This is a genomic window from Micromonospora nigra (genome assembly GCF_900091585.1).
Lineage (GTDB): Bacteria > Actinomycetota > Actinomycetes > Mycobacteriales > Micromonosporaceae > Micromonospora > Micromonospora nigra.
Window position 1 is genome coordinate 1,978,747 of the sequence record NZ_FMHT01000003.1, and the last position, 21,336, is coordinate 2,000,082.

Sequence of the window (21,336 nt, forward strand, 5' to 3'; positions counted from 1 at the left end):
GCAGGGACGTTTCCCACAGTCACGGCTGCGCCTCGCGGCGGGTCGGCGGCTCGACGACCTGACGACCCTGGCCCGACACGGGGCAGCTCGTGCGCACGGGGCAGACCCGGCACTTCGCGTTCGCGACGGCGGCGAAGGTGGACGCGGCCATCGTGTCGGCCGTGCGCCGCACCAGCGCCGTCGCCCAGCCGGCCTCCGGCCCCTCGCCTGCCGGCGGCTGGCTCTGTTCCCGGGCGTCCTTCGCGGCGGTGCCGAGCTGCACCAGCGCCGCGCCGCCGGACTCCTCACCGAACTCGGCGAACGCCCCGGCCTCCACCGCCGCCTGGTACGCGCCCAACTGTGGATGTTCCGTCAGGTCGGACGCGGTGACGGCGGTGGACTTGCCGGTCTTGAGGTCCACCACCACCAGGCGGCCGTCCGCGTCGATCTCCAGGCGGTCCACCCGACCGACCAGGTGGACGGGGCGGTGCGGGTCGTCGAGGCGCACCGCGAACTCGTGCTCGATGGCGAGCAACCGGCGCGGATTCGCGGCGAGCCAGCGCAGCAGCTTGTCCACCATGCCCTCGGCGCGGTCGCGTTCCGGGCCGACCATCCACCGCGCGGCCAGTTCGATCGCGTCGAAGCGCGCGGCGACGTAGTCCAGCAGCGCGCCCCGGTCGGCGCTGGCGTCCTCGGCCAGCATGGCCGCCGCGTGCACCAGGTTGCCGACGCCCTGCGCGGTTCCCGTCGGCGGGCTGCCGCCGTGCCGTTCCAGCAGCCAGCGCAGGCTGCACCGCAGCGCGCTCTCCATCGCCGACGGGGTGACCCGCACCGCGTCGCCCTCGTCGACCAACGGCCGGTCGTCGGAGAGCGGGCGCAGCCCCCACCAGTCGTCGGGGTGTGCGCCGGAGACCCCGGCGGCGGCGAGCCGGGCCAGTTGGGTCGCCGCCGCGTGCCGCCGGGCGGTCGGGGTCGCCGGGTCGGTGACCGCCGTACGCAGTTCCGCCACCAACGCCGGCAGGGTCAGCGCCCGGGGCGGCCGGCTCACCGGCAGGGTCACCGCGACCTCCGGGTCCGCCCCGCCCTCCCCGGCCCGGTCCGGTCGCCCCGGCTCCCCGACGCCACCCGAGCCGGTCGGACCCGTCGAGCCGGTCGGACCCGTCGAATCGGTCGGACCCGTCGAATCGGTCGGACCCGTCGAATCGGTCGGACCCGTCGAGCCGGTCGGGTCGCCCGGACCGGTCGGGCCGAGTTCGTACAGGAAACGGCTGGGCTGTTCCTCGTGGTCGTCGCCGCCCACGGCGGCGGAGGCGACCGCCGAGACGAGGAGGCGTCGCCGGGCCCGGGTCACCGCCACGTGGAACAGCCGGCGTTCCTCGTCCAGCAGCGCCGACGTCTGCCCGACGAGCGTGGCGACCGAGCCGCTGCCGTCGGACCGGCCGGCCAGCACGTCGACCAGCCGCTCCGAGCCGAGCAGGCTGCCCCGCAGCCGCAGATCCGGCCAGACGCCCTCCTGCACGCCCGCGACCGCCACCAGGTCCCACTCCGACCCCTTGGCGGCGTGTGCGGTGAGCAGTCGCACCGCGTCTCCCCGGTCGGCTGTGGGGGCGAGCGTGTCGGCCGGCAACTCCTGGCCGAGCACGTGGTCGAGGAACACCTCGGTCCGCGCACCGGGCAGGCGGTCGGTGAACCGGGCGGCGGCGTCGAAGAGCACCAGCACCGCGTCCAGGTCACGGTCGGCGGCCTCCACCCGGCGACGGCGTGCCACGTCGCCCTCGCCGGATGCGGCCGGCCCCCGGCTCAGGGTCGCCGACCACAGCTCGGCCAGCCCGCTGGCCGACCACACCGCCCACAGCACGTCCTCGGCGGTCGTGCCCGGCCGGGCCGCCGCGTCCCGTGCCACCGCCAGCAGCCCGGCCACCGTCTGCGCCGGCTCCGCCCACCGTCGCTCGATGCCGGCCAGCTCGGCCGGATCCCGCAGCGCCTCCACGATCAGCTCGCCCGAGGGACGGCGGTCGCCCGCCGCCAGCGCCAACGCCCGCAGGCCCTGGCGCAGCCGCCGTTCGGCCAGGGGGTCGGCGCCCCCGAGCGGCGAGTGCAGCAGCGCGACGGCGGCCTCCTCGTCCAGCCGGTCGGGCTCCAGCGCGCAGCGCAGCAGGAGCAGCAGCGGCGCCACCGCCGGTTGCAGGTGCAGCGGCAGGTCCTCGCCGTGCACCACAGTGGGCACCCCGGCGGCGTGCAGGGCCCGGCGCAGCGAGGGCAGGTGTCGCCCGGTCGAGCGGACCAGCACCGCCATCCGGGACCAGGGCACCCCGCCCAGCAGGTGCGCCTCGCGCAACGCGTGCGCCAGGAAGGCCGCCTCGCTGGTGGCGGAGCGGAAGGTGCGCACCTCCACGGAGCCCGGCGGCGCGTCGGGCAGGGGACGCAGCCGCCGGTGGGCCGCCGGGCCGCGCAGTCGGCGGGCCAACCGGGCGGCGGCGGCCACTAACCGCTCCCCCGCCCGGTAGGAGGTGGTCAGCACCACCTGGGCCGCGGGCGCACCGGAGGCCGTGCGGAACCGGTGCGGGAACGTGGTCACGCCGGCCGGATCGGCTCCCCGGAACGCGTACGTCGAGGAGTCCGGGTCGGCGAAGGCGACGAGCGGGGTGCCGCCGCCGGCCACCGTGGCGAGCAGATCGAGCTGCGCCGGGTCGGTGTCGGCCAGCTCGTCGACGTAGACGCACGACAGGCGCCGGCGCTCGGCGGCGAGCAGCTCCGCGTCGTCGCGCAGCATCCCGGTGGCCGCCCGGACCAGCTCCGCCGGGTCGTACGCCACCGAACCGCGGTTGCTGACGTCGCGCAGGGCGAGGACGGCCACGTACTCGCGCAGGAAGCGCGCGGCGGCCGGCCAGTCGGCGCGACCGAGCTGCTCGCCGAGCCGGGCCAGCTCGGTCGGGCCGACGCCCCGCTCGGCGGCACGCATCAGCAGGTCGCGAAGCTGGGCGGCGAACGCCCGGGTACGCAGCGCGGGTCGCAGATCCTCCGGCCAGCCGACCGGGTCGTCGCCGGGTTCCTCTCCCACCACGTCGAGCAGCTCGCGGATGATCAGGTCCTGTTCCGGGCCGGTGAGCAGCCTGGGCGACGGCTCACCCCGCTCGGCGGCCGCCCGGCGCAACAGCCCGAAGGCGTACGCCGGGAAGGTGCGTACCAGCGGCTCGCGCAGCACCCGGTGCCCGTCGCGGGCGATCCGCGCCTCGATCCGGTGCCGTAGCTCGGTGGCCCCCCGCCGGCTGAACGTGAGCACGAGGACGCGCTCCGGGTCGACCCCCTCCGCCACCCGGGCGGCGACCGCCTCCACCAGGACGCTGGTCTTGCCGGTGCCCGGCCCTCCGAGCACCAGCATCGGCCCCTCGGTGTGCGCGACGATCTCACGCTGCGCGGGGTCGTCGCGCCAGATCGCCTGTTCCGCGCCGCCCACCTGGGTCGGAGCACGACCGGACAGCGGCTCGCCCACCTGGGCCGGAGCACGACCGGGCAGCGGCTCGCTCGCCTGGGCCGGCCCGTCGGGCCGACGCACCAACCGGTACGCCTGCATCCCGCCATCCCATCACGGGCCTGCGACACTCCCCGACCCGCCACACCCTCGGCGGCCCAGCTCACCGGCTTCCTGTTTCGACCGGAGGATCGCCCGACAACCTCCGCCCGGAAGATCGCCCGACAACCCGAGTTGCGGCAACTCGGGCCTCCAAGCCCCGCGGACATCCCGAATTGCCGCAACTCGGGCCGCCCCACCTCCGCCCGCCCCGCCCCGCCGCCACACCACTCCGCCACACCACACCGCCGCCCCGCCCCGTCCCGTCACCCCGTCACACCGCCATCCCGTGACGATCCGTGCCAGCGCCCGCTCCACGCAGCCTTCAGGTGAGGTGGGACTCGATGACGTCGACCGCGCCGGCCACGGTGTCGGCGAGGTGGACCAGGTCGAGGCCGGCGGGCTTGAGGAAGCGCTGCTCGGCCAGCGACCGCAGCCAGTCGACCATCGGCCGGTAGAAGCCGTCGGTGTCGAGCAGCACCATCGGCTTGGCGTGCATGGCGAGGGTGGCGGTGGTCCACACCTCGAACAGTTCGTCGAGTGTGCCGAGGCCGCCGGGCAGGGTGAGAAAGGCGTCCGACTTCTCGATCATGAGGATCTTCCGAGCCGCCATCGACTCGGTGACCAGCAGCTCGTCGGAGGCGAGGTCGGCGACCTCAAGGTCGACCAGCGCCTGCGGGATCACCCCGACCGTACGCCCGCCGGCCGACCGCGCGCCGTCGGCGAGCGCACCCATCATGCCGACGCAGCCTCCACCGCTGACCAGCGTGTGCCCGCGTCGGGCCAGCTCCGCGCCGGTGGCGGCTGCCAGGTCGAGCCAGTGCTGGTCGAGGGTCCGCGAGGACGCACAGAACACGCAGATGGCCGCCACGGTCAGCCCTCCCCGCCCTGCTCCGCGGCGGCCCGCTGGTCGGCGGCGGTCCGGGCCACGGCCTCCTCGCGTACCGCCTCCTGCTCCGTCGAGAGGTTGGTCTCGGAATCCACGATGTGCCGGACGGCCGCCTCGACCTCGTCGGTGACGCAGATCAGTTCGAGGTCGACCGGGCCGATCTTGCCCTCGGCGGCCATGGTGTCGCGCAGCCAGTCGAGCAGCCCGCGCCAGTAGTCCGCGCCCATCAGCACCACGGGGAAGCGGGTGACCTTGCCGGTCTGCACGAGGGTGAGCGCCTCGAACAGCTCGTCCATCGTGCCGAAGCCGCCGGGCAGCACCACGAACGCCTGGGCGTACTTGACGAACATGGTCTTGCGGGCGAAGAAGTAACGGAAGTCGATGGCCAGGTCGACCCACTCGTTGAGGCCCTGCTCGAACGGCAGCTCGATGCCCAGCCCGACGGAGAGGCCACCGGCCTCGCTGGCCCCCCGGTTCGCCGCCTCCATGACGCCCGGCCCGCCGCCGGTGATGACGGCGTACCCGGCACGGGACAGCGCCGCGCCGAGCGCCTCGGCGAGCTGGCACTCGGGGCTGTCGGGCTTGCTGCGGGCGGAGCCGAAGACACTGACCGCCGGCGGCAGGTCGGCGAGGGTGTCGAACCCCTCGACGAACTCGCTGAGGATGCGCAGCGCCCGCCAGGCGTCCTTGGTCTTCCAGTCGTCGCGGGCCCGCGAGTCGAGCAGGCGCTGGTCGGCGGTGCTGGTCGGGATGGCCTGCCGGCGCAGCGTCACGGCACCTCTGTGCCGCTCTTGTCCCGGTTCGCGGGCGTTGCTTCGGGTCATGGGAGCAACCGTAGTGGAGTCACCCCCACCCGCCAGGCAAACAACTCGTGATCTTGGGCAACCAATTCGCTTGCCCGGACGTCCTACTATTCACATACCGGGTATGCCCCGGCAGCGCGCTTCGGGGGAGGAGACAGCGTGATCACCAACAACGAACGGATCCGGATCCGGCGCCAGATGGAGCGGCGGATCCGCGACGTGGTGGCCGAACGCCGCCGCGCCCGCCTTCTGGAGTCCCCACCGGAAACCCCCGCCAGCGATCCCGCCGACCCCTCCCACCTGACACCCGCCTGAGCCGACCCCCGTCGGGTCAGGCGGAGGCCAACCAGCGGTGCAGCGTGGCCGCTCCCTCTCGGATCTTGCCGATCTCGACGTGCTCGTCCCGGTGGTGGGCCAGGTTCGGGTCGCCGGGGCCGAAGTTGAGTGCCGGGATGCCCATCGCGGCGAACCGGGCCACGTCCGTCCAGCCGAACTTGCCGATCGGAGCCGCCCCGACGGCGGCCAGGAACTCCTGGGCCGGCGGGTTGTCCAATCCCGGTGCGGCACCGGCCGCGGCATCGGTCACCGCCAGGTCGAAGCCGGCGAACACCTCGCGCAGGTGAGCCTCGGCCGCCGCCGGGTCGCGGTCCGGGGCGTACCGGTAGTTGATCTCGATTTCGCAGCGGTCGGGGATCACGTTGCCCGCCACGCCGCCGTTGACCCGGACGGCGTTCAGGCCCTCACGGTAGTCGCAACCGTCGATGGTCACCCGGCGTGCCTCGTAGGCCCCGAGCCGGCGCAGCACCTCACCCGCCCCGTGGATGGCGTTCACCCCGTGCCAGGACCGCGCCGCGTGCGCCCGCTCGCCGTGCGTGGTCACGACCGCCCGCATCGTGCCCTGGCAGCCGGCCTCCACGATGCCGTACGTCGGCTCCAGCAGCACCGCGAAGTCGGCCTCCAGCCACTGCGGGTACGCCTGCGCGACCAGGTGCAGGCCGTTGTACTTCGACTCGATCTCCTCGGCCTCGTAGAAGAAGTACGTCACGTCGTAGCGCGGGTCGGGCAGGCTCACCGCCAGGTGCAGCGCGAACGCCACCCCCGACTTCATGTCGGAGGTGCCGCAGCCGTACATCAGGTCGCCGCGCATCGTCGACGGGAAGTTGTTGTTCAGCGGCACGGTGTCCAGGTGACCGGCGAGCACCACCCGGGTGGCCCGGCCCAGTTCCGTCCGGGCCATCACCGTGTTGCCGTGCCGGTGGGTGGACAGGTGCGGTACCGCCCGCAGCACCTCCTCGACACAGTCGGCGATCGCCTTCTCGTCGAGGGACACGGACTCGATGTCGACCAGCGCCCGGGTCAGGGCCACCGGATCGGCGAGGACCTCGGGGGTCAGCGGGTTCTCCATGCAGGGCACGGTACCGTCAGATCCGGCGACCGAGGGAGGTGAGCCCCGGAGCCCGGCAGCAGCGAACGAGGGGTGAACACGTGACGTCCACACAATCCGCGTGGGGCATCGGCCTGGCCACCGTCACCGCCGACGACCAGGTGCTCGACACCTGGTACCCGACGGGGAAGCTGGGTCTCGGCAAGCTTCCGCTGATCGCCGGTGAGGACCAGGGCGACGTGCTGGACCTGCCCCCCGGTGCCGTGGGCGACCGCTGCCTGCCCGGCCTGCGGACGGTGCAGGTGGTCACCGTGATCGGCGCGCTCGACGAGCCGATCAAGGACGCGGCCGACGCGTACCTGCGGCTGCACCTGCTCTCCCACCGCCTGGTGCGGCCCAACGAGCTGAACCTCGACGGCATCTTCGGCAAGCTGGCCAACGTGGCCTGGACCTCGGCCGGCCCGTGCCCGCCGGAGCGGGTGGACGAACTGCGCGTCATCGAGCGGGCCGCCGGCCGCCACCTGGCCGTGTACGGGGTGGACAAGTTCCCCCGGATGACCGACTACGTCGTGCCCGCAGGCGTGCGGATCGCCGACGCCGACCGGGTCCGCCTCGGCGCCCACCTCGCCGCCGGCACCACGGTCATGCACGAGGGGTTCGTCAACTTCAACGCCGGCACCCTCGGCACCTCCATGGTCGAGGGCCGGATCGTGCAGGGCGTGGTCGTCGGCGACGGCTCCGACATCGGCGGCGGCGCGTCGATCATGGGCACCCTCTCCGGGGGTGGCACCGACCGGATCAGCATCGGCGAGCGCAGCCTGATCGGCGCGAACGCGGGCGTCGGCATCTCCCTCGGCGACGACTGCGTGGTGGAGGCCGGCTGCTACATCACCGCCGCCTCGAAGATCGCCCTGCCGGACGGCCGGGTGGTCAAGGCCCGCGACCTGTCCGGGGTGGACGGGCTGCTGTTCTGGCGCAACTCCGTCACCGGCGCGCTGGAGGCGAAGCCGCGCACCGGCCGGGGCATCGAACTGAACGCGGCGTTGCACGCCAACGACTGACGGGCGACCCTGCGGGTCCGCGGCTGTCGGCCACGGACCCGCAGGGGGTACGCCTCACCGCAGGCGGTACGCCTGGACGGTGCGCTGGGTGACCGTGGTGCCGTCGGCGGCCCGGGCGGTCGCCTTGAGGGACACGTGCCCCGGTCCCGCCGGGTGCCGGAGCAGGGCCGTCCACTGTCCGCCGACCTTGACCACGTCGGCCCGCCGCCACGTCGTCCCGCCGTCGTAGGAGACCTCGACGCGCAACGCGGTCACCTTCGCCGCCGGTGCGCCGGCCTGCCTGTGCACCTGCACCGGGACGGGGAACAGCTTCCCGGCCGGCGCGGAGTTGGCGGCGTCCAGCGGAGGCAGGAACCGGATCGCCGAGGCGGGCAGCCGCAGCGGCTCGTTCCCACGGGCACGCCGGGACGGGAACGTCCACGTCGTGGTCACCTCGGTGCTCAGGTCGCCCACGCTGCGCTTCGCCGTCGACTCCAGCCGGTAGTCGGCCGCGCCCGCGGGCACCTCGAACTGCCCCCAACCGGGCTCTGGGCTCTCCCCGACCAGCACGCCCCCGCGGTAGAGGGACGTGCGGGCGCTGTCGACGACGGAACCGCCGGCGTGGCCGACCGCATCGCTGAACAGGGGCACGGCGAGAGTGATGAGGTCGCCCTGCCGGGTCAACCCCTCGCCGGGGCGGCGCGGCGCCGGGAAGTTCACTCCGTACGGCGCGCCGTTCCAGGTGTCCCGGTAGCGCTGCCCGGCCCGGTACGTACGACTGTCCGAGGACAGCGCCACGCGGTAGTCGAGCCAGCCGTCGTCGGTGGGCGCCCCGAACAGCAGTTCGGTCGTCCAGCCCATCCCCCGGGTGTTGACGTGCTCCACCCGGCGGCCGGGGACCGTCGTGGGCAGCCCGACCGCCCAGCCGCCCAGGTCATGTGGCGGGGCGGGGAAGACGAGCCGCTCGGCGGAGAGGTCCGGGTAGCCGCCACGGAACGTCTGGGTGATCGTGGCCAGGTCGCCACGACGGTAGTGGCGCTCGAAGCCGGCCGGCAGCCGGCCCGGGAACACCTCGCTCAGCGCGTACAGGTACGGGCTGCTGTCCGCCTCCAGGTCGGCCCACTGGCTGCTCACGGAGCCGACGAACCGGTCCGCCGGCACGCGCTCACCGAGCTGGCCGCTGGCCAGGCCGGCGAAGTCGTCGGAGATCAGTCCGAAGCTGTAACCGCCGTCGTCGATCAGGAAGTTCGCGCTGACCTCCACCAGCGCCGGGGTGGCGGAGCGGTCCGGCACCGTCATCCGGATCGGCCTGGCCCGACGCGCGTCGACGGTGATGCCGGTGTCGCCGTCGACCACCAGCTCCGGCTGGGCGACCAGGCTGGCACCCGGCTCCGCACCGTCCTCGTACAGGTAGCTGGACAGGCCGTACCGGCCCTTGGGCAGGCGCACCTCGGCGACGCCGTCCGGGTCGAACACGTCGAAGGAGGCGAAGTCCGCCAGGTCGACCAGCGTGGTGCTGTGGTTCCCGGTGGGTGCACCCGCCCCGTCGAGGTGCCGGATCGTCACGGTGTAGCTCTCCACCTCCTGGTGGACGGCGATCGGGGTGACCGCCGCGACCGCCCCGGAGCGGGCGACGATCCGGCCGGTCCAGTGGCCGTCCGGGCCGCCGGTGCCGGTGTCGGCGGTGACGGTGGCGGTCGCGGTGCCACCGGCCGGCACGGTGAGCGCCGTGGTGCTCAGCCGGAACAGGCCGGCCGGAACGGGCGCGCCGCCCGGTCCGGACGCCTCGACGGTCAGGTTCAGCGTCAGGTCGGTCGTGCCGCCGTTGCGCCAGGTGACCTCGCGGGTGACCGGGGCGTCGTCGTCGTGCGGCCACAGCGTGCGTCCGAAGGAGACGCTCGGCGGGTCGCTCACCAGCGCCTGGTCGATCGCCCGGGCCACGTCGACCCGACCGGCCCCCTGCTGGTACGCGGTCAGCTCCGGGTGCGCCTTCGCCGACGCCATCAGGGTGGCCTTGAGCTGGCCGGCCGTCCAGCCGGTGTGCCGCTGGGCGAGCAGGGCCGCGGCCCCCGCGACGTGCGGGGCGGACATCGAGGTGCCGGAGAGGGTGACGTACCCCTCGCCGGCCGGCTCGCCGAGCCGGGTGCCCGCAGCACGGGCGGCGACGATGTCGACGCCGGGCGCGGTGATGTCGGGCTTGAGGGCGTCGTCGCCGACCCGGGGGCCCTGGCTGGAGAACCAGGCCAGTTCGTCGTCGCGGTCGACGGCGCCGACGGCGAGGGCGGCGTCGGCGCTGGCCGGCGAGCCGACGCTGCCGGCCGAGCCGGCGTTGCCGGCCGAGATCACGAACAGCGCGCCCGTCTGCGCGGTGAGCGTGTCGACCGCCTCCTCGACCGGGTCCACCTCCGGGGTGTCCCACCCGCCCAGGCTCAGGTTGACCACGTCGGCGCGCTGCTCGGTGGCGGCCCAGTGCATGCCGGCCAGGATCGCCGATTCGGTGCAGCCGTACTGCTCACACACCTTGCCGGACAGCAGCGTGGCGTCGGGGGCCACGCCCCGGTTGCGCCCCCCGGAGGCGGCCCCGCTGCCCGCCACGATCGAGGCCACGTGGGTGCCGTGCCCGACGATGTCGCCCGGGTCGGTCTCCTCGGTGAAGTTGCGTGCCTCGGCCACCCGGCCAACCAGGTCGGGGTGGGCGGCGTCGACGCCGGTGTCGAGGACCGCCACCCGGACGCCCCGGCCGGTGAAGCCGGCCTGGTGCGCGACGGGTGCCCCGATCTGGGGGACGCTGTGCTCCAGGGTGACCTTCCGCCGCCCGTCGAGCCAGATCCGGTCGACACCCCCCGCCGTGTCGATCCGGGCCCCGCCACCGCTGATCGTCGTCCACAGTTCGCCGACGCGCTTCTTGTCGGCCGTGGCCGCGACCCCGTCGATGGCGTTCAGTTCGCGGGTGACGGTGACCCCGCCGGGGGCGGCGGCCCGCCGCTCGGCGCCGGCCCGCTGGCGCAGCAGCACCGGCAGGTCGGCTCGCCGCGCGTCGTCGTAGCCAGCCTCGACGAGCCCGGTGACGTCGAAGAAGCGGCGGTCGACGGTGCCGGCGCGCAGCAGCGGCAGGGCGTCGGCGGGGACGACCTCCAGGCGTCCCCGGTCCCGCCGGGTGAGGAACCGGACGTCGGCCCGGCCCGCACCGGGGCGGACGCTGGCCCGGCCGGTGGCGGTGACGGTGACCCGGTCACCGGTGATCAGCGTGACCGTGGTCGCGGCCGGTCGGCCGGGGGACGCGGCACCGGCCACCCCGTTCGGCGACGTGGGCGGGGCGGTGCCGGCCGGCGCGGCGGTCACTGCCGCCGGCGTGCCGAGGACCAGACCGGCCAGCAGGCCGGCCGCGGTCAGTTTCCTTCGTCGATGCAACGGAACCTCCTCGTGGGGCGTCTCCTATGGAGACGATCGACAACGGTCAGACTTGCATACTGAGTATGTAAAGTGATGTCCAGAATCTGACGAACCCGCCAACGCGGCACCCGACGCCCAGGTCGGCCCGAACGTGCAGGTGTCGACCCTCCACCCACCCCGTCGACCCGAGGCCCGGCGGGCCAGGTGGGAGGCGGCCGAACCGATCACGATCGGCGACAACACGTGGCCCGGCGGCGGGGCGATCGCGACGGTCGGTGAGAGAACCGTGGCGGGCGCGGGTGCCCGAGGCGACCCGCAGCCTGCCACCGAACGTGGTCGCGGTGGGCAACCCCGCCCGACCGGTACGCGACCTCGACCAACCCCAAGACGCCACCACCTGCATAAACGTGGCCTCCATGGGTGGCGCAACCCCTAATCCGAGGTGCACTCTGAGTAGTGACGTCGTCACTAGGAGGCGGAGATGGGCGGCCGGATTCTCGAACTACGCGTACACGGAGTCTCCAACACGCCTCCCCACCAGACGCTGGGACTGGCACCCGAGCCCACCCCGCCCCAGCCCGCGACGCCTCAACCCCTCCTCGTCGCGGGCGACGCCGTCACCGGCTTCTACCGGTCCACCGCCGCCTCCCCCCGCGACCCGATCACCGTCGAGGCGTACAGCTGGGGGCAGTTGACCTCCGGCGCGCGGACCGCGCGGGACGTCGAACGGGCCCTGTGGACGCTGCTGCTGCCCTTCGCCCTCGCCAACGTGGCGCTGCACGCCCGACCGGGGATACCCGCCGACCCCGACACGGAGCGCTGGGCCAGCCGCTCCGGCCTCACCGCCTGGCTGATTCGGCTGTTCTGCCTGAGCCTCACCGGCACGGTCGTGCTCACCTTCACGGGCATCGGCGTCGACCTGATCGCCTGGCAGTGCGTCGACCGGTCCTGCCTCGGTCGCGTCCCGGGCCCGTGGGAGTTCCTCGGCCAGGGCTGGTGGCACCAGGGCGCCCGCTCACTCGCCGTGGGACTGCTCGTGCCGCTCGGCCTGCTCGCCCTGCTCGGCATCGTCGCCTGGCGCACCTACCAGTACGAGGCGGAGATGCCCGCCGATCCGGCACGCACCCCCGCAGCCGGCCCGCCGGCACCCGCGCCGGCCGACGCGAACGTGCCCACCGGTCAGCCCGGCGAGGCACCCCCGCCGCCGGACCCGCCGCCCGGACCACCGACGAACCCCCTCCAGGACCCGACCTTCTGGTGCGGCGAGGGGCAACTGCGCCGGGCTGCCGTCCTGCACCTGTGCTCCGGGGTGGTCGTCGCCGCCGCCGTGCCGCTGGGCACCGTCCTCGCCTTGGACCCACCCCGGGACGGCCGGGCCGTCGCGGCCTGGCCCACCGTCGCGCTGCTCGTCGCCGTGGTGGTCATCACCCTGGTGGCGCTCAGCCGGCCCTGGCTCACCCGACGGGCCGGTGCCACCCCGCTCGGCCGGTGGAGCATCGCGGTCGTCGTGCTCACCGGCCTGGGCCTCGCCGGCACGATCCTCGTGCTGCTGCTGCCGGACGGTCCCGCCGGCACGCCGCTGGCCGACCTACGTCCCTCGGCGGGCTGCACCGGCACCCCCGGCTGCGGCGTCGACCGGTCCCTGCCGGGGTTCGACTGGATCATCGCCTGGCTGGGCACCGCCCAGCTGATCCTGCTGATCGCGATCGGGGGCGCCGCGCGTTCGGGCCGGCGGGCCCTCGTCGCCCCTGCCGCGGCGACGCTGCTGATCGTCGCCGGCACGTTCTGGCGGTCCGGCTGGCTGCCCGGCCTCCCCGCCGTACCGTGGGAACCCTGGCAGCTCGCGGTGCCCGGCATCGCGCTCGCCACCACCGGCCTGCTGCTGCCCCGCTCCCGGCAGGCCACCGGCAGCCGGTCCCCGGAACCCCACAGCGACCTCGCCTGGGGCGGACGGGCCCCGGCGGTTGTCGCCGGAGCCGGCTGGCTGCTCTGCATCGCCTACTGTGCCGGGCTGCTCTACTGGGTCACCGACCGGTTGAACGGCGCCGCCACCCCCGGCGGTCCGCCCACCGTGGTGCCGCCGATCCCGGTGATGTGGGCCGGGTTCTGCTTCGCCACCGCCCTGCTGCTGCTCGGCGCGGTCGCCGTACGCGCCGTGCTGCTGTTCCACCGGCTGCGCCGCGCGGAGTACGCCGCGCTGGCCCACGACGACCGCCGGCTCTCCGCCCACGAACTACGCCGTGGACGGGAGGTCGCCACCTACCGGGCGCTGCACCGGCTCGTCGGCGAGCAGGCCGTGCGGCTGGTGGGCTGGTACGCGGCCGGGATCCTGGTGCTGGCCGCCTTCGGGGTCGCCGCCGTGCTCTCCCCCACCCGGCCACAGGTGCATCCGTTCCACCCGGCCGACGGAGGCGCGGCGGCCGTGGTGGCGATCGCCGACCTGGGTGACGCCCTGCTGGGCTGGCTGCCCGTGCTGATCGCCACCCTGGGGCTGCTCGTGTACCGCAACGACACGGTCCGCCGCTCGGTGGGGGTCATCTGGGACCTGGGAACCTTCTGGCCCCGCGCCGCGCATCCGCTCGCCCCGCCCAGCTACGCCGAACGGGCCGTTCCCGAACTGCTCACCCGCACCGCCGGTCTGCTGGCCCTGCCCCACCAGGACCCGCGCCGGATGGACGGCATCATCCTGTCCGGACACAGCCAGGGCACCGTCATCTGCGCGGCCGTCGTGCTCCAACTGCCGGCCCGCTGGCGGCGGCGCATCTGGTTCCTCTCGTACGGCTGCCAGCTCACCCGGCTCTACGGGCGGGTGTTCCCCGCATACTTCGGCCCCGATCGCCTGCCCGCACTGGCCGAGGCACTGGCCCGCCCCTGCGGAACCACCGGCTGGACCAACTTCTGGCGGGCCACCGATCCGCTGGGCTGGCCGGTCACCGCCGGCGAGCGCGACATGGCGGTCACCGACCCGCAGGCGCTGCACCCCAGCGACGGCGAGGTCGCCGACCCGCCGATCCGCAGCCACAGCGGCTACCCGGACGCGGCCGAGTTCCAGCGGGAACGCTCCCGAGTGGCATGGCTGCTGCGCCAGCCCGTGCCGTCACCCCGGCGGGGGTTCGACTAGCCGTACCACCAGATCGGCGCGGTCCGCGGTGGCGGCGACCACGGCGGCGTTCTCCTCGTCGCTGCCCCACGCCCAGGCCCGGGCCTCCTCCGGCGACCGCCCGTACGCCTCGTGTCGCGCGGTCAGCCGGCGCAGCCGCAGCTCCGCCTCCAGGTCGAGGTACCACGCGTCGTGCAGCAACGACCGCACCTCCTCCCAGGGAAAGTCCCGCACCAGCAGGTAGTTGCCCTCGGTCACCACGAGCCGGACCTCCGGCGGCACCTCGATCGCCCCCGCCACCGGCTCCTCCAGCTCCCGGCGGAACTCCGGGGCCCACACGGAGGTCGGTTCCCGGCGGCGCAGCCGGCGCAGCAGCGAGACGTATCCGTTGGCGTCGAAGGTGTCGATGGCGCCCTTGCGGTCGGCCCGACCCAACCGCCGCAACGCCGCCTGGGCGAGGTGGAAACCATCCATCGGCACCAGCCGGGCCGTTGGCCCGACCGCCGCCACCACCTGCGCGGCCAGGGTGGACTTTCCCGCCCCGGGCGCACCGACGATGCCGAGCAACTGCCGGGGACCGGCCTCGGCCAGGGTGTTGGCGCGGGCCACCAGATCGGCGACGGACAGCACCCGGGCGGCGGGCATCAGGACAGGACCGGCTCGCTGATCACGAACCGCGCCAGCACGCTCGCGTGGACGGGCTGCGGCTGCGGATCCAGTTCCAGCGCCGGGGTGCTCTCCGGCAGACCGCCGTCGAACGCCGCCCGGGTCATCATCATGGGTTGGGCGCCCGCCCCCTCGTCGGCCAACTCAACCAGGGCGGTGACCTGGGCACCGAGCGCCTCTGCGTACTCCCGGGCCCGGTGCAGCGCGTCGGTGATCGCGGCGTGCCGGGCCTCCCGGCGGGCCGGGCTGTCCGGCCGCAACGACCACCACGGGCCGGCCACCTCGACCTGATCCTGGTCGGCCAGGCGCAGCATCAGCTCACCGAGGGCGGTGAAGTCGGTGACCGTCACGGTCGTGACCACGCTGCCGTGCCACGCCACCACCCGCTCGCCGGAGCGCCGGGTCTCGGGCCGCACCCGCAGGTCGCCCGTCTCCCGGCGGTCGATCAGCGGATCGTCGAGGAGCACCCGCACCGCCGCCGCCCGCTCGGCCAGCCGGGTCAGGGTTGCCTCCCGGTCCCTGTCGCGGGCCGACGCGGTGACCGTGAACCGGGCCAGTTCCGGAGGAACCTCCCGGTACGCCTCGCCGCGCACCGCCACCACCGGTCCGTCCACCATGCCCCCACCCTAGCGGCGGGGAACCCGAAGCGCCCGCCGATGCGGACGGTGATCGCCGCGCGCGGGACCGGTCCGCGCGCGGGACCGGTCGGCGCGCACCGGTCCGCGCCGGACAGGTCCGCGCGTGGGGCTAGTCAGCGTGGGGCAGGACGGCGGCGTAGGAGACGGTGGTGTCGTCGACCCCGCAGCCGCTCAGATGGCCGCCCGACGCGCCCAGTCCGCACAGCCAGGCCACCTCGTCGGCGTGGTCGCCGTCGACCGGGAACGACCGCACCTGCTCGTCGTACGTGCGCCCGGCCAGCGCGACGCGGGCGGCACGGGCCTCCGCGTACCGGGCGGTGAGGGTGGCGCCGTCGGCGGACCGCAGCGCGTCGGCCAGCTCGTCGAGAACCGCGGTGACCGCGGTCAGGGAGTCCAGCACCTCACGGCGGTTGCCCAGCAGCATGTTCACCGTGCGCTGCGGCGGGGTGCCGGCCACCCGGGTTCCGTCGCGGAAACTGCCGGCGGCCAGCGAGAGCACCGCCTCCCGCAGCGCGGAGCGCCGCACCGCGCCGGCCAGTGCCCCGGCGAGCAGGTGCGGCACGTGCGAGGCCAGCGCGGCGGCGGCGTCGTGGTCGGCCGGCGACATCGGCACGACCCGGGCGTCGAACACCACCGTCAGCAGCCGGGCGAGTCGGCGGAACGCCTCCGTCGCCGGGCCGGGCGACGGGCAGAGCACCCAGGCCGCCCCGTCCAGCAGCGCGGCGCTGGCCGCGGTGAGGCCGGCGGTGTCCGCCCCCGCCATCGGGTGGCCGGGAACGAACCGGCCGGTCAGGCCGTGCCCCCGGGCGAAGGCGGCCAGTTCCGCCTTGGTGCTGCCGACGTCGGTGAGCAGGCAGTCGTCGCGGGTCGCCGCGGCGACCTCCAGCAACGTCGCCGGCAGGGTGGGCAGCGGCCCGCAGAGGAACACCACGTCCCGGTCGGCCACCGCCTCGACCAGCCGCGGCGACACGGGTACGCCGGCCAGCCGCGCCTGCCCACGGGTCGCCTCGTCCGGGTCCCACCCGGTCACGTCCAGCCCGGCGGCGTGCAGCCGCAGCAGCACCGACCCGCCGATCAGGCCGGTGCCGACGACGGCCGCCCGCACCCGTTCCGGGGTCACGGCCCGGCGAGGCGGGCGGCGACGGCCGCGACGTGCGCGTCGGACTCGGTCAGGGCCACCCGCACGTGCTGAGCGCCACCCGGGCCGTAGAAGACGCCGGCGGCGACCAGGATCCCCCGTCGGGCCAGCCAGTCGACGGTGGCCCAGCAGTCTTCTCCCCGGGTGAGCCACAGGTAGAGGCCGGCCTCCGAGTGCTCGACGGTGAACCCGGCCGCGGTGAACGCGGCCCGCAGAATCTCCCGTCGCGCCCGGTAGCGTTCCCGCTGCTCGTCGGCGTGCGTCTCGTCGCGCAGCGCGGCGACCATGGCCGCCTGCACCGGCGCGGGCACGATCATCCCGGCGTGCTTGCGGACCTTCAGCAGCTCGGCCACGAGCTTCGGGTCGCCGGCCACGAACCCCGCCCGGTAGCCGGCGAGGTTGGAGCGCTTCGACAGCGAGTGCACCGCCAGCACACCCTCGTGAGAACCGCCGCAGACCTCGGGCGACAGCACCGAGACCGGTTCGGCGTCCCAACCCAGCGGCAGGTAGCACTCGTCGCTGGCGACGACCGCACCGCGCTCCCGGGCCCAGTCGACCACCTTGCGCAGGTGGGCGGCGGGCAGCACCCGGCCGGTCGGGTTGCCCGGCGAGTTCACCCAGACCAGACGCACCCGGGGGGTGGGGCCGACCGCCGTCAGCGAGTCGGCCCGAAGCACGGTGGCACCGGCCAGCCGGGCCCCGTCCTCGTAGGTCGGATAGGCGATCGACGGCACCACGACCACGTCACCGGGCCCCGCCCCGAGCAGGGTCGGCAGCCACGCGACCAGTTCCTTCGAGCCGATCGTGGGCAGCACACCCAGACCGCTCACACCGGTGCCGCAGGACCGGGCCACCCAGTCGGCGATCGCCTCCCGCAGCACCGGGGTGCCGGCGGTCAGCGGGTATCCCGGAGCGTCGGACGCGTCGGCGAGCGCCTGCCGGATCACCCCGGGAACCGGATCGACCGGCGTCCCCATGGAGAGGTTGATCAGGCCGTCCGGGTGCGCCGCGGCCAGGGTGGCCGCGGCGTCCAGACTGTCCCAGGTGAACTCGGGCAGCCGCGACGAGACCGGCGCGGGCCGGTTCAGTGGCCCTCGCCGCGCGGCGGCTGCGCGGCGACGAAGGAGGCGTCCTTCTCCACCTTGCCGATCTTCGAGGCACCACCGGGCGAACCCAGCTCCTCGAAGAACTCGTAGTTGGCGCCCGTGTAGTCCTTCCACTGCTCCGGGACGTCGTCCTCGTAGAAGATCGCCTCGACCGGGCAGACAGGCTCACAGGCACCGCAGTCGACGCACTCGTCGGGGTGGATGTAGAGCATCCGGTTGCCCTCGTAGATGCAGTCGACCGGACACTCCTCGATGCATGCCTTGTCAAGCACATCCACGCATGGCTCGGCGATGATGTAGGTCACCGGTCTTCTCCTCCGCAAGACACGCCGCGATCACCCGCGACGGTATGAGCCTAGTATCTCGCCGGGGAGGGGGTCGATCGTGCTCCGACAGCAGGATGTGGGACATCGGATCGTGGTTCGTCGGATTGTGGGGATTCGCGAAGGCCGACCCCTGTTCGCCGACGCCCTCGGCGAGTTGGTCGAGCTGAACGAGACACATCTCACGTTGACTACCCGGCAGGGCCGGCTCAGCGTTCCCCTCGCGGAGGTGCACCGGGCCAAGCGGGTGCCGCCGGCCCGCCGGCCGACCGCCGCCGCGGTGATCGAGCTGGAACTGGCCGCCGACGAGGCGTGGCCGGCCCCGACCCGGGCCCGTCTGGGCGACTGGCTGCTGCGCGCCGCCGACGGGTGGACCGGCCGCGCCAACTCGGCGCTGCCCGTCGGCGACCCCGACCGGCCGCTGCCGGCCGCGCTGGACGCGGTCACCCGCTGGTACGACGACCTGGGCCAGCCCGCCATGGTCAACACGCCGCTGCCGCTGGCCGCGCCGGTCGGCGCGGAGCTGGACGCCCGGAGCTGGGGCAGTCGTCCGCCGGTCCTCGTCCAGACCGTGCCGCTGGCCGGCCTGCTACCGGACGCCGACACGCCGAATGGCGACACGCCGAAGGCGGTTCCGGTGGGCCCTCCGGCGGTGGACCGGGCGGTGGTCGAGCCGGCGGCGGCGGTCGACCCGGCGGTGGTCGAGCTGGCCGGCGTGCCGTCGGCGCAGTGGCTGGCCCTGGCCGCCGGGCGCAAGGGCGGGCTGCCGGACGCCGCCCGACACGTGCTGACGGCCGTGGACCGGGTCCGCTTCGCCCACGTGCACGTCGCCGGCGAACTGGTCGCGATCGGCCGGGGTTCGGTGACGGGGCGGGGCCGGTGGCTCGGGCTGAGCCTGATCGAGGTGCTGCCCGCCGCCCGCCGGCAGGGACTTGCCGTCCGGCTGGTCCGTGCGCTCGCCGGTTGGGCCGCCGCCGAGGGGGCCACCGACGCGTTCCTCCAGGTGGAGCAGCGCAACACCGCCGCGGTGATGCTCTACGCCAAACTCGGCTTCACCACCCACCACACCTACCTGACCCGGGTCGCCCCGCGCTGACTCCGCCCAGCGGCTCCAACCGGCCTTGATCGACACAGGTTGCGGCAGCTTGGCCCTTGAAGCGCCTCTGACACCCACATGCCGCAAGCTGCGCCGGGGCGGTTGACGCGCAACCCGCCCGGACCGGACGCGACAGCCGGTCAGCGCCGGACGACGCGACGGGGCTTGGCGGTCTTGATCTCCGCGTACCGCTTGAGGATGCGCGAACGGTGGTCGAGGCCGAGTGCGGTGACCAGCAGGTAGCCGAGGAGCACGCCGGCGCCGGTGGCGACGAGGTAGAGACCGATCTGGGCGAAGAAGACGTCGCCGGAGTCGGCGAACGGGCTCTGGCCGACCAGCAGCGGCCCCACGAGCATCGTCAGCGCCAGGGCCACGCCGATCGCGGCCGCGATGTCGGGGCCCCAGTCCGCCACCGGGCGGCGGTGGCTCCAGCGGGCGGCGACCCCGGCGAGGATCAGCCCGATCACCACGAACATCCCGAGGGTCACCCGGTCGGCGGCGGTGGTGTCGGCACCGTCGAAGCCGAACCGGATGACGAGCCGGGCGACCACGTTGACCGCGAACAGCGCCACCGCGAGAACGCCGATCCCGCGCCACCACTTGCCCATCGCACGCCTCCCGCCGTACGACCCGCCCCGACGGCGGGCCTCCTGGCAGGAATATCTACCACTCGCGGCGGCGTCGCGTCAGTCCCCCGGCCGCACCGACGGGGGTGCGAGGATCAGCCGGAAGGCCATCACCGCGAAAGTGGTCGCGCCGGCCACCACCACCGCCAGGCCCACCCAGTTGCCGGCCAGCAGGATGTCCCCCTCGGCGGTCCGGTCGGCGGCGGTGATCATGATCACGAACCAGGGCAGGGCGGGCAGGGCCACCGCCCAGCGCCGGCCGACCGCCTCGTGGGCGAACCAGCTCAGCGCGACGTTCACGCCGATCGCCACCAACACCGCCGCTCCGATCAGCTGCCCGCCGACGCGGGCCGGGGCGAGCAGCAGTTCCAGCACGGCGCTGAGCGCACCGGCGACCACGGCGACGATCCCGCCGGTCACCCGCAGGACCAGGTCGACCGCCCGCGACGGACGCCGGGGTGGCGGGGCCTGTTCCTCGGGGACGACGGACATCGGCGCGGCGGGCAGGCTCACCGGAGACCGGCCGCGGGCACCGGGGGCGCACCCGCCCCGCCGGTGGTCGGCTCCGAACCGCCGGCCGCCGGGCCACCGGCACCCCCGGCGGAGGGTTCGGCACCCTCGACGGAGGGGCCAGCACCCCCGGCGGAGGGTTCGGCGCCGGCGGCCACGTCCAGCCCGGCGAACAGGTCGGACTCCCAACCGTACGGGCCGTCGCCCGGGCCCTTCTCCCCGACGGCGAGGGTGAAGTACTCCACCCCCATGAACTCGGCGCCGAAGTTGCCGGCGATCGAGTACAGCCAGGAGGTGTCGGGGATCTGCGTGGCGTGCGCCCGCATGGCCGCCTCCTTGGCGGCGTGCTGATCCGTGGCGTCGATCCGGGCCGCGATCTGCTCGTCGGGCGTGCCGAAGGGCAGCTCGGTCAGGTCGTCGATGCCGGCGAAGGGATTGTCCGACGACTCGGCGAAGTGGCTCATCCCCGCCTCCAGCACACTCAGCGGCATGGCCGTCCAGTAGATCTTCGCCGGGGCGAAGCCCTGCCCGGCGGCCAGCTCCGCCGCACGCATCGCCACCCGGTGCGCCTGGATGTGGTCCGGGTGGCCGTAGAAGCCGTTGTCGTCGTACGTGATCATGACCTGCGGGCGGACCTCGCGCATGACCTCCGCCAGGTGGCCGGCGGCCTCGTCGAGGTCGGCCTGCCAGAAGGCCCGGGGGTGCTCGTTGGTGGACAGGCCCATCATGCCGGAGTCCCGGTATCGGCCGGCGCCGCCGAGGAAGCGGTGATCGGTCACCCCGAGTGCGGCGCAGGCCGCCGCCAGCTCGGTGATCCGGTACCCGCCGAGCTGGTCGGCCTCGGCCGCGGCGAGCTGGGCAAGCGCCGGCACGTGGACCTCGCCCTCCTCGCCGAGCGTGCAGGTGACCAGGGTGACGTGGGTGCCGGTGGCCGCGTAGTGGGCCATGGTGGAGCCGGTGCCGATGGACTCGTCGTCGGGGTGCGCGTGGACCAGCAGGAGCCGGCGGGCGGGCAACGTCGTCACGCCGGTCACTCTATCCGGCGGTTCCCCCGCACCGGCCCCGACGCGTCCG

General features: G+C 74.5%; 17 protein-coding genes. 4 read left to right on the top strand and 13 right to left on the bottom strand.

Features of this window, described 5'->3' with window-relative positions:
- Positions 1-19: 19 nt before the first annotated feature.
- The 3 genes from GA0070616_RS08270 to GA0070616_RS08280 all read right to left on the bottom strand — a co-directional run bounded on the left by GA0070616_RS08270 (position 20) and on the right by GA0070616_RS08280 (position 5,263).
- Positions 20-3,553 (bottom strand): ATP-dependent helicase, encoded by a 3,534-nt coding sequence (locus GA0070616_RS08270; RefSeq protein ID WP_091078877.1) that lies wholly within the window; start codon positions 3,551-3,553, stop codon positions 20-22.
- 322 nt (positions 3,554-3,875) lie between these two features.
- Positions 3,876-4,421 carry an LOG family protein gene (locus GA0070616_RS08275; RefSeq protein ID WP_091078881.1) on the bottom strand — a complete coding sequence of 182 codons (546 nt, stop codon included), beginning with the start codon at positions 4,419-4,421 and terminating at the stop codon, positions 3,876-3,878.
- 2 nt (positions 4,422-4,423) lie between these two features.
- Positions 4,424-5,263, bottom strand: a complete 840-nt coding sequence (locus tag GA0070616_RS08280; protein WP_091078885.1) for an LOG family protein — start codon at positions 5,261-5,263, stop codon at positions 4,424-4,426.
- Positions 5,264-5,401: 138 nt separating this feature from the next.
- Here GA0070616_RS08280 and GA0070616_RS28035 point away from each other — a divergent pair, with 138 nt between their 5' ends.
- Positions 5,402-5,557: a hypothetical protein gene (locus GA0070616_RS28035; protein WP_175440014.1), complete on the top strand. Its 156-nt coding sequence runs from the start codon at positions 5,402-5,404 to the stop codon at positions 5,555-5,557.
- 16 nt (positions 5,558-5,573) lie between these two features.
- On the opposite strand, the gene dapE is transcribed toward GA0070616_RS28035, so the two are convergent.
- Positions 5,574-6,647, bottom strand: coding sequence for a succinyl-diaminopimelate desuccinylase (dapE, locus tag GA0070616_RS08285; RefSeq protein ID WP_091078889.1), 1,074 nt, complete (start codon positions 6,645-6,647; stop codon positions 5,574-5,576).
- An 80-nt stretch (positions 6,648-6,727) separates the two neighbouring features.
- Between dapE and dapD the strand changes: the two genes are divergently transcribed.
- Positions 6,728-7,687, top strand: coding sequence for a 2,3,4,5-tetrahydropyridine-2,6-dicarboxylate N-succinyltransferase (dapD, locus tag GA0070616_RS08290; protein WP_091078892.1), 960 nt, complete (start codon positions 6,728-6,730; stop codon positions 7,685-7,687).
- A gap of 54 nt (positions 7,688-7,741) precedes the next feature.
- On the opposite strand, the gene GA0070616_RS08295 is transcribed toward dapD, so the two are convergent.
- Positions 7,742-11,077, bottom strand: a complete 3,336-nt coding sequence (locus GA0070616_RS08295; protein WP_091078893.1) for a S8 family serine peptidase — start codon at positions 11,075-11,077, stop codon at positions 7,742-7,744.
- 463 nt (positions 11,078-11,540) lie between these two features.
- Between GA0070616_RS08295 and GA0070616_RS08305 the strand changes: the two genes are divergently transcribed.
- A complete protein-coding gene (locus GA0070616_RS08305) occupies positions 11,541-14,180 on the top strand; it encodes a hypothetical protein (protein WP_091078898.1) in 2,640 nt (879 codons plus the stop codon).
- Here the strand turns inward: GA0070616_RS08305 and GA0070616_RS08310 are convergent.
- The 5 genes from GA0070616_RS08310 to fdxA form a co-directional block, all read right to left on the bottom strand.
- The gene (locus tag GA0070616_RS08310; RefSeq protein ID WP_091078901.1) at positions 14,157-14,804 is read right to left on the bottom strand and encodes a nucleoside/nucleotide kinase family protein; all 648 of its coding nucleotides are present in this window, start codon (positions 14,802-14,804) and stop codon (positions 14,157-14,159) included. The two genes, GA0070616_RS08305 and GA0070616_RS08310, sit on opposite strands and share 24 nt — an antisense overlap.
- Positions 14,804-15,442 carry an SIMPL domain-containing protein gene (locus tag GA0070616_RS08315; RefSeq protein WP_091078904.1) on the bottom strand — a complete coding sequence of 213 codons (639 nt, stop codon included), beginning with the start codon at positions 15,440-15,442 and terminating at the stop codon, positions 14,804-14,806. The genes GA0070616_RS08310 and GA0070616_RS08315 overlap by 1 nt, the downstream gene beginning before the upstream one ends.
- 130 nt (positions 15,443-15,572) lie before the next feature.
- Positions 15,573-16,568, bottom strand: coding sequence for a prephenate dehydrogenase (locus tag GA0070616_RS08320; protein WP_245712700.1), 996 nt, complete (start codon positions 16,566-16,568; stop codon positions 15,573-15,575).
- A gap of 11 nt (positions 16,569-16,579) precedes the next feature.
- Positions 16,580-17,689 (bottom strand): succinyldiaminopimelate transaminase, encoded by a 1,110-nt coding sequence (gene dapC / locus GA0070616_RS08325; RefSeq protein ID WP_281188590.1) that lies wholly within the window; start codon positions 17,687-17,689, stop codon positions 16,580-16,582.
- On the bottom strand, positions 17,686-18,012 hold the full coding sequence (gene fdxA, locus GA0070616_RS08330; protein ID WP_091078915.1) for a ferredoxin: 327 nt from the start codon (positions 18,010-18,012) through the stop codon (positions 17,686-17,688). The genes dapC and fdxA overlap by 4 nt, the downstream gene beginning before the upstream one ends.
- Before the next feature lie 79 nt (positions 18,013-18,091).
- Here fdxA and GA0070616_RS08335 point away from each other — a divergent pair, with 79 nt between their 5' ends.
- Positions 18,092-19,126 carry a GNAT family N-acetyltransferase gene (locus tag GA0070616_RS08335; protein ID WP_091078918.1) on the top strand — a complete coding sequence of 345 codons (1,035 nt, stop codon included), beginning with the start codon at positions 18,092-18,094 and terminating at the stop codon, positions 19,124-19,126.
- A gap of 140 nt (positions 19,127-19,266) precedes the next feature.
- Here the strand turns inward: GA0070616_RS08335 and GA0070616_RS08340 are convergent, their stop codons facing one another.
- The 3 genes from GA0070616_RS08340 to mshB all read right to left on the bottom strand — a co-directional run bounded on the left by GA0070616_RS08340 (position 19,267) and on the right by mshB (position 21,296).
- Entirely contained in the window at positions 19,267-19,734 is a 468-nt protein-coding gene (locus tag GA0070616_RS08340; protein WP_091078922.1) for a hypothetical protein, read from the bottom strand.
- Positions 19,735-19,812: 78 nt separating this feature from the next.
- Positions 19,813-20,244 carry a hypothetical protein gene (locus GA0070616_RS08345; RefSeq protein WP_091090255.1) on the bottom strand — a complete coding sequence of 144 codons (432 nt, stop codon included), beginning with the start codon at positions 20,242-20,244 and terminating at the stop codon, positions 19,813-19,815.
- Between the two features lie 17 nt (positions 20,245-20,261).
- Complete coding sequence (mshB, locus tag GA0070616_RS08350; protein ID WP_175440015.1) at positions 20,262-21,296, bottom strand: N-acetyl-1-D-myo-inositol-2-amino-2-deoxy-alpha-D-glucopyranoside deacetylase; 1,035 nt, start codon at positions 21,294-21,296, stop codon at positions 20,262-20,264.
- Between the last annotated feature and the right edge of the window lie 40 nt (positions 21,297-21,336).

Excerpts from the sequence above, each read along its gene's own strand:
- GA0070616_RS08270 (WP_091078877.1), bottom strand. The coding sequence starts at position 3,553 with ATGCAGGCGTACCGGTTGGTGCGTCGGCCCGACGGGCCGGCCCAGGCG.
- GA0070616_RS08280 (WP_091078885.1), bottom strand. The coding sequence starts at position 5,263 with ATGACCCGAAGCAACGCCCGCGAACCGGGACAAGAGCGGCACAGAGGT.
- dapE (WP_091078889.1), bottom strand. The coding sequence starts at position 6,647 with ATGGAGAACCCGCTGACCCCCGAGGTCCTCGCCGATCCGGTGGCCCTG.
- GA0070616_RS08305 (WP_091078898.1), top strand. The coding sequence starts at position 11,541 with ATGGGCGGCCGGATTCTCGAACTACGCGTACACGGAGTCTCCAACACG.
- GA0070616_RS08310 (WP_091078901.1), bottom strand. The coding sequence starts at position 14,804 with ATGCCCGCCGCCCGGGTGCTGTCCGTCGCCGATCTGGTGGCCCGCGCC.
- GA0070616_RS08315 (WP_091078904.1), bottom strand. The coding sequence starts at position 15,442 with ATGGTGGACGGACCGGTGGTGGCGGTGCGCGGCGAGGCGTACCGGGAG.
- GA0070616_RS08340 (WP_091078922.1), bottom strand. The coding sequence starts at position 19,734 with ATGGGCAAGTGGTGGCGCGGGATCGGCGTTCTCGCGGTGGCGCTGTTC.
- GA0070616_RS08345 (WP_091090255.1), bottom strand. The coding sequence starts at position 20,244 with ATGTCCGTCGTCCCCGAGGAACAGGCCCCGCCACCCCGGCGTCCGTCG.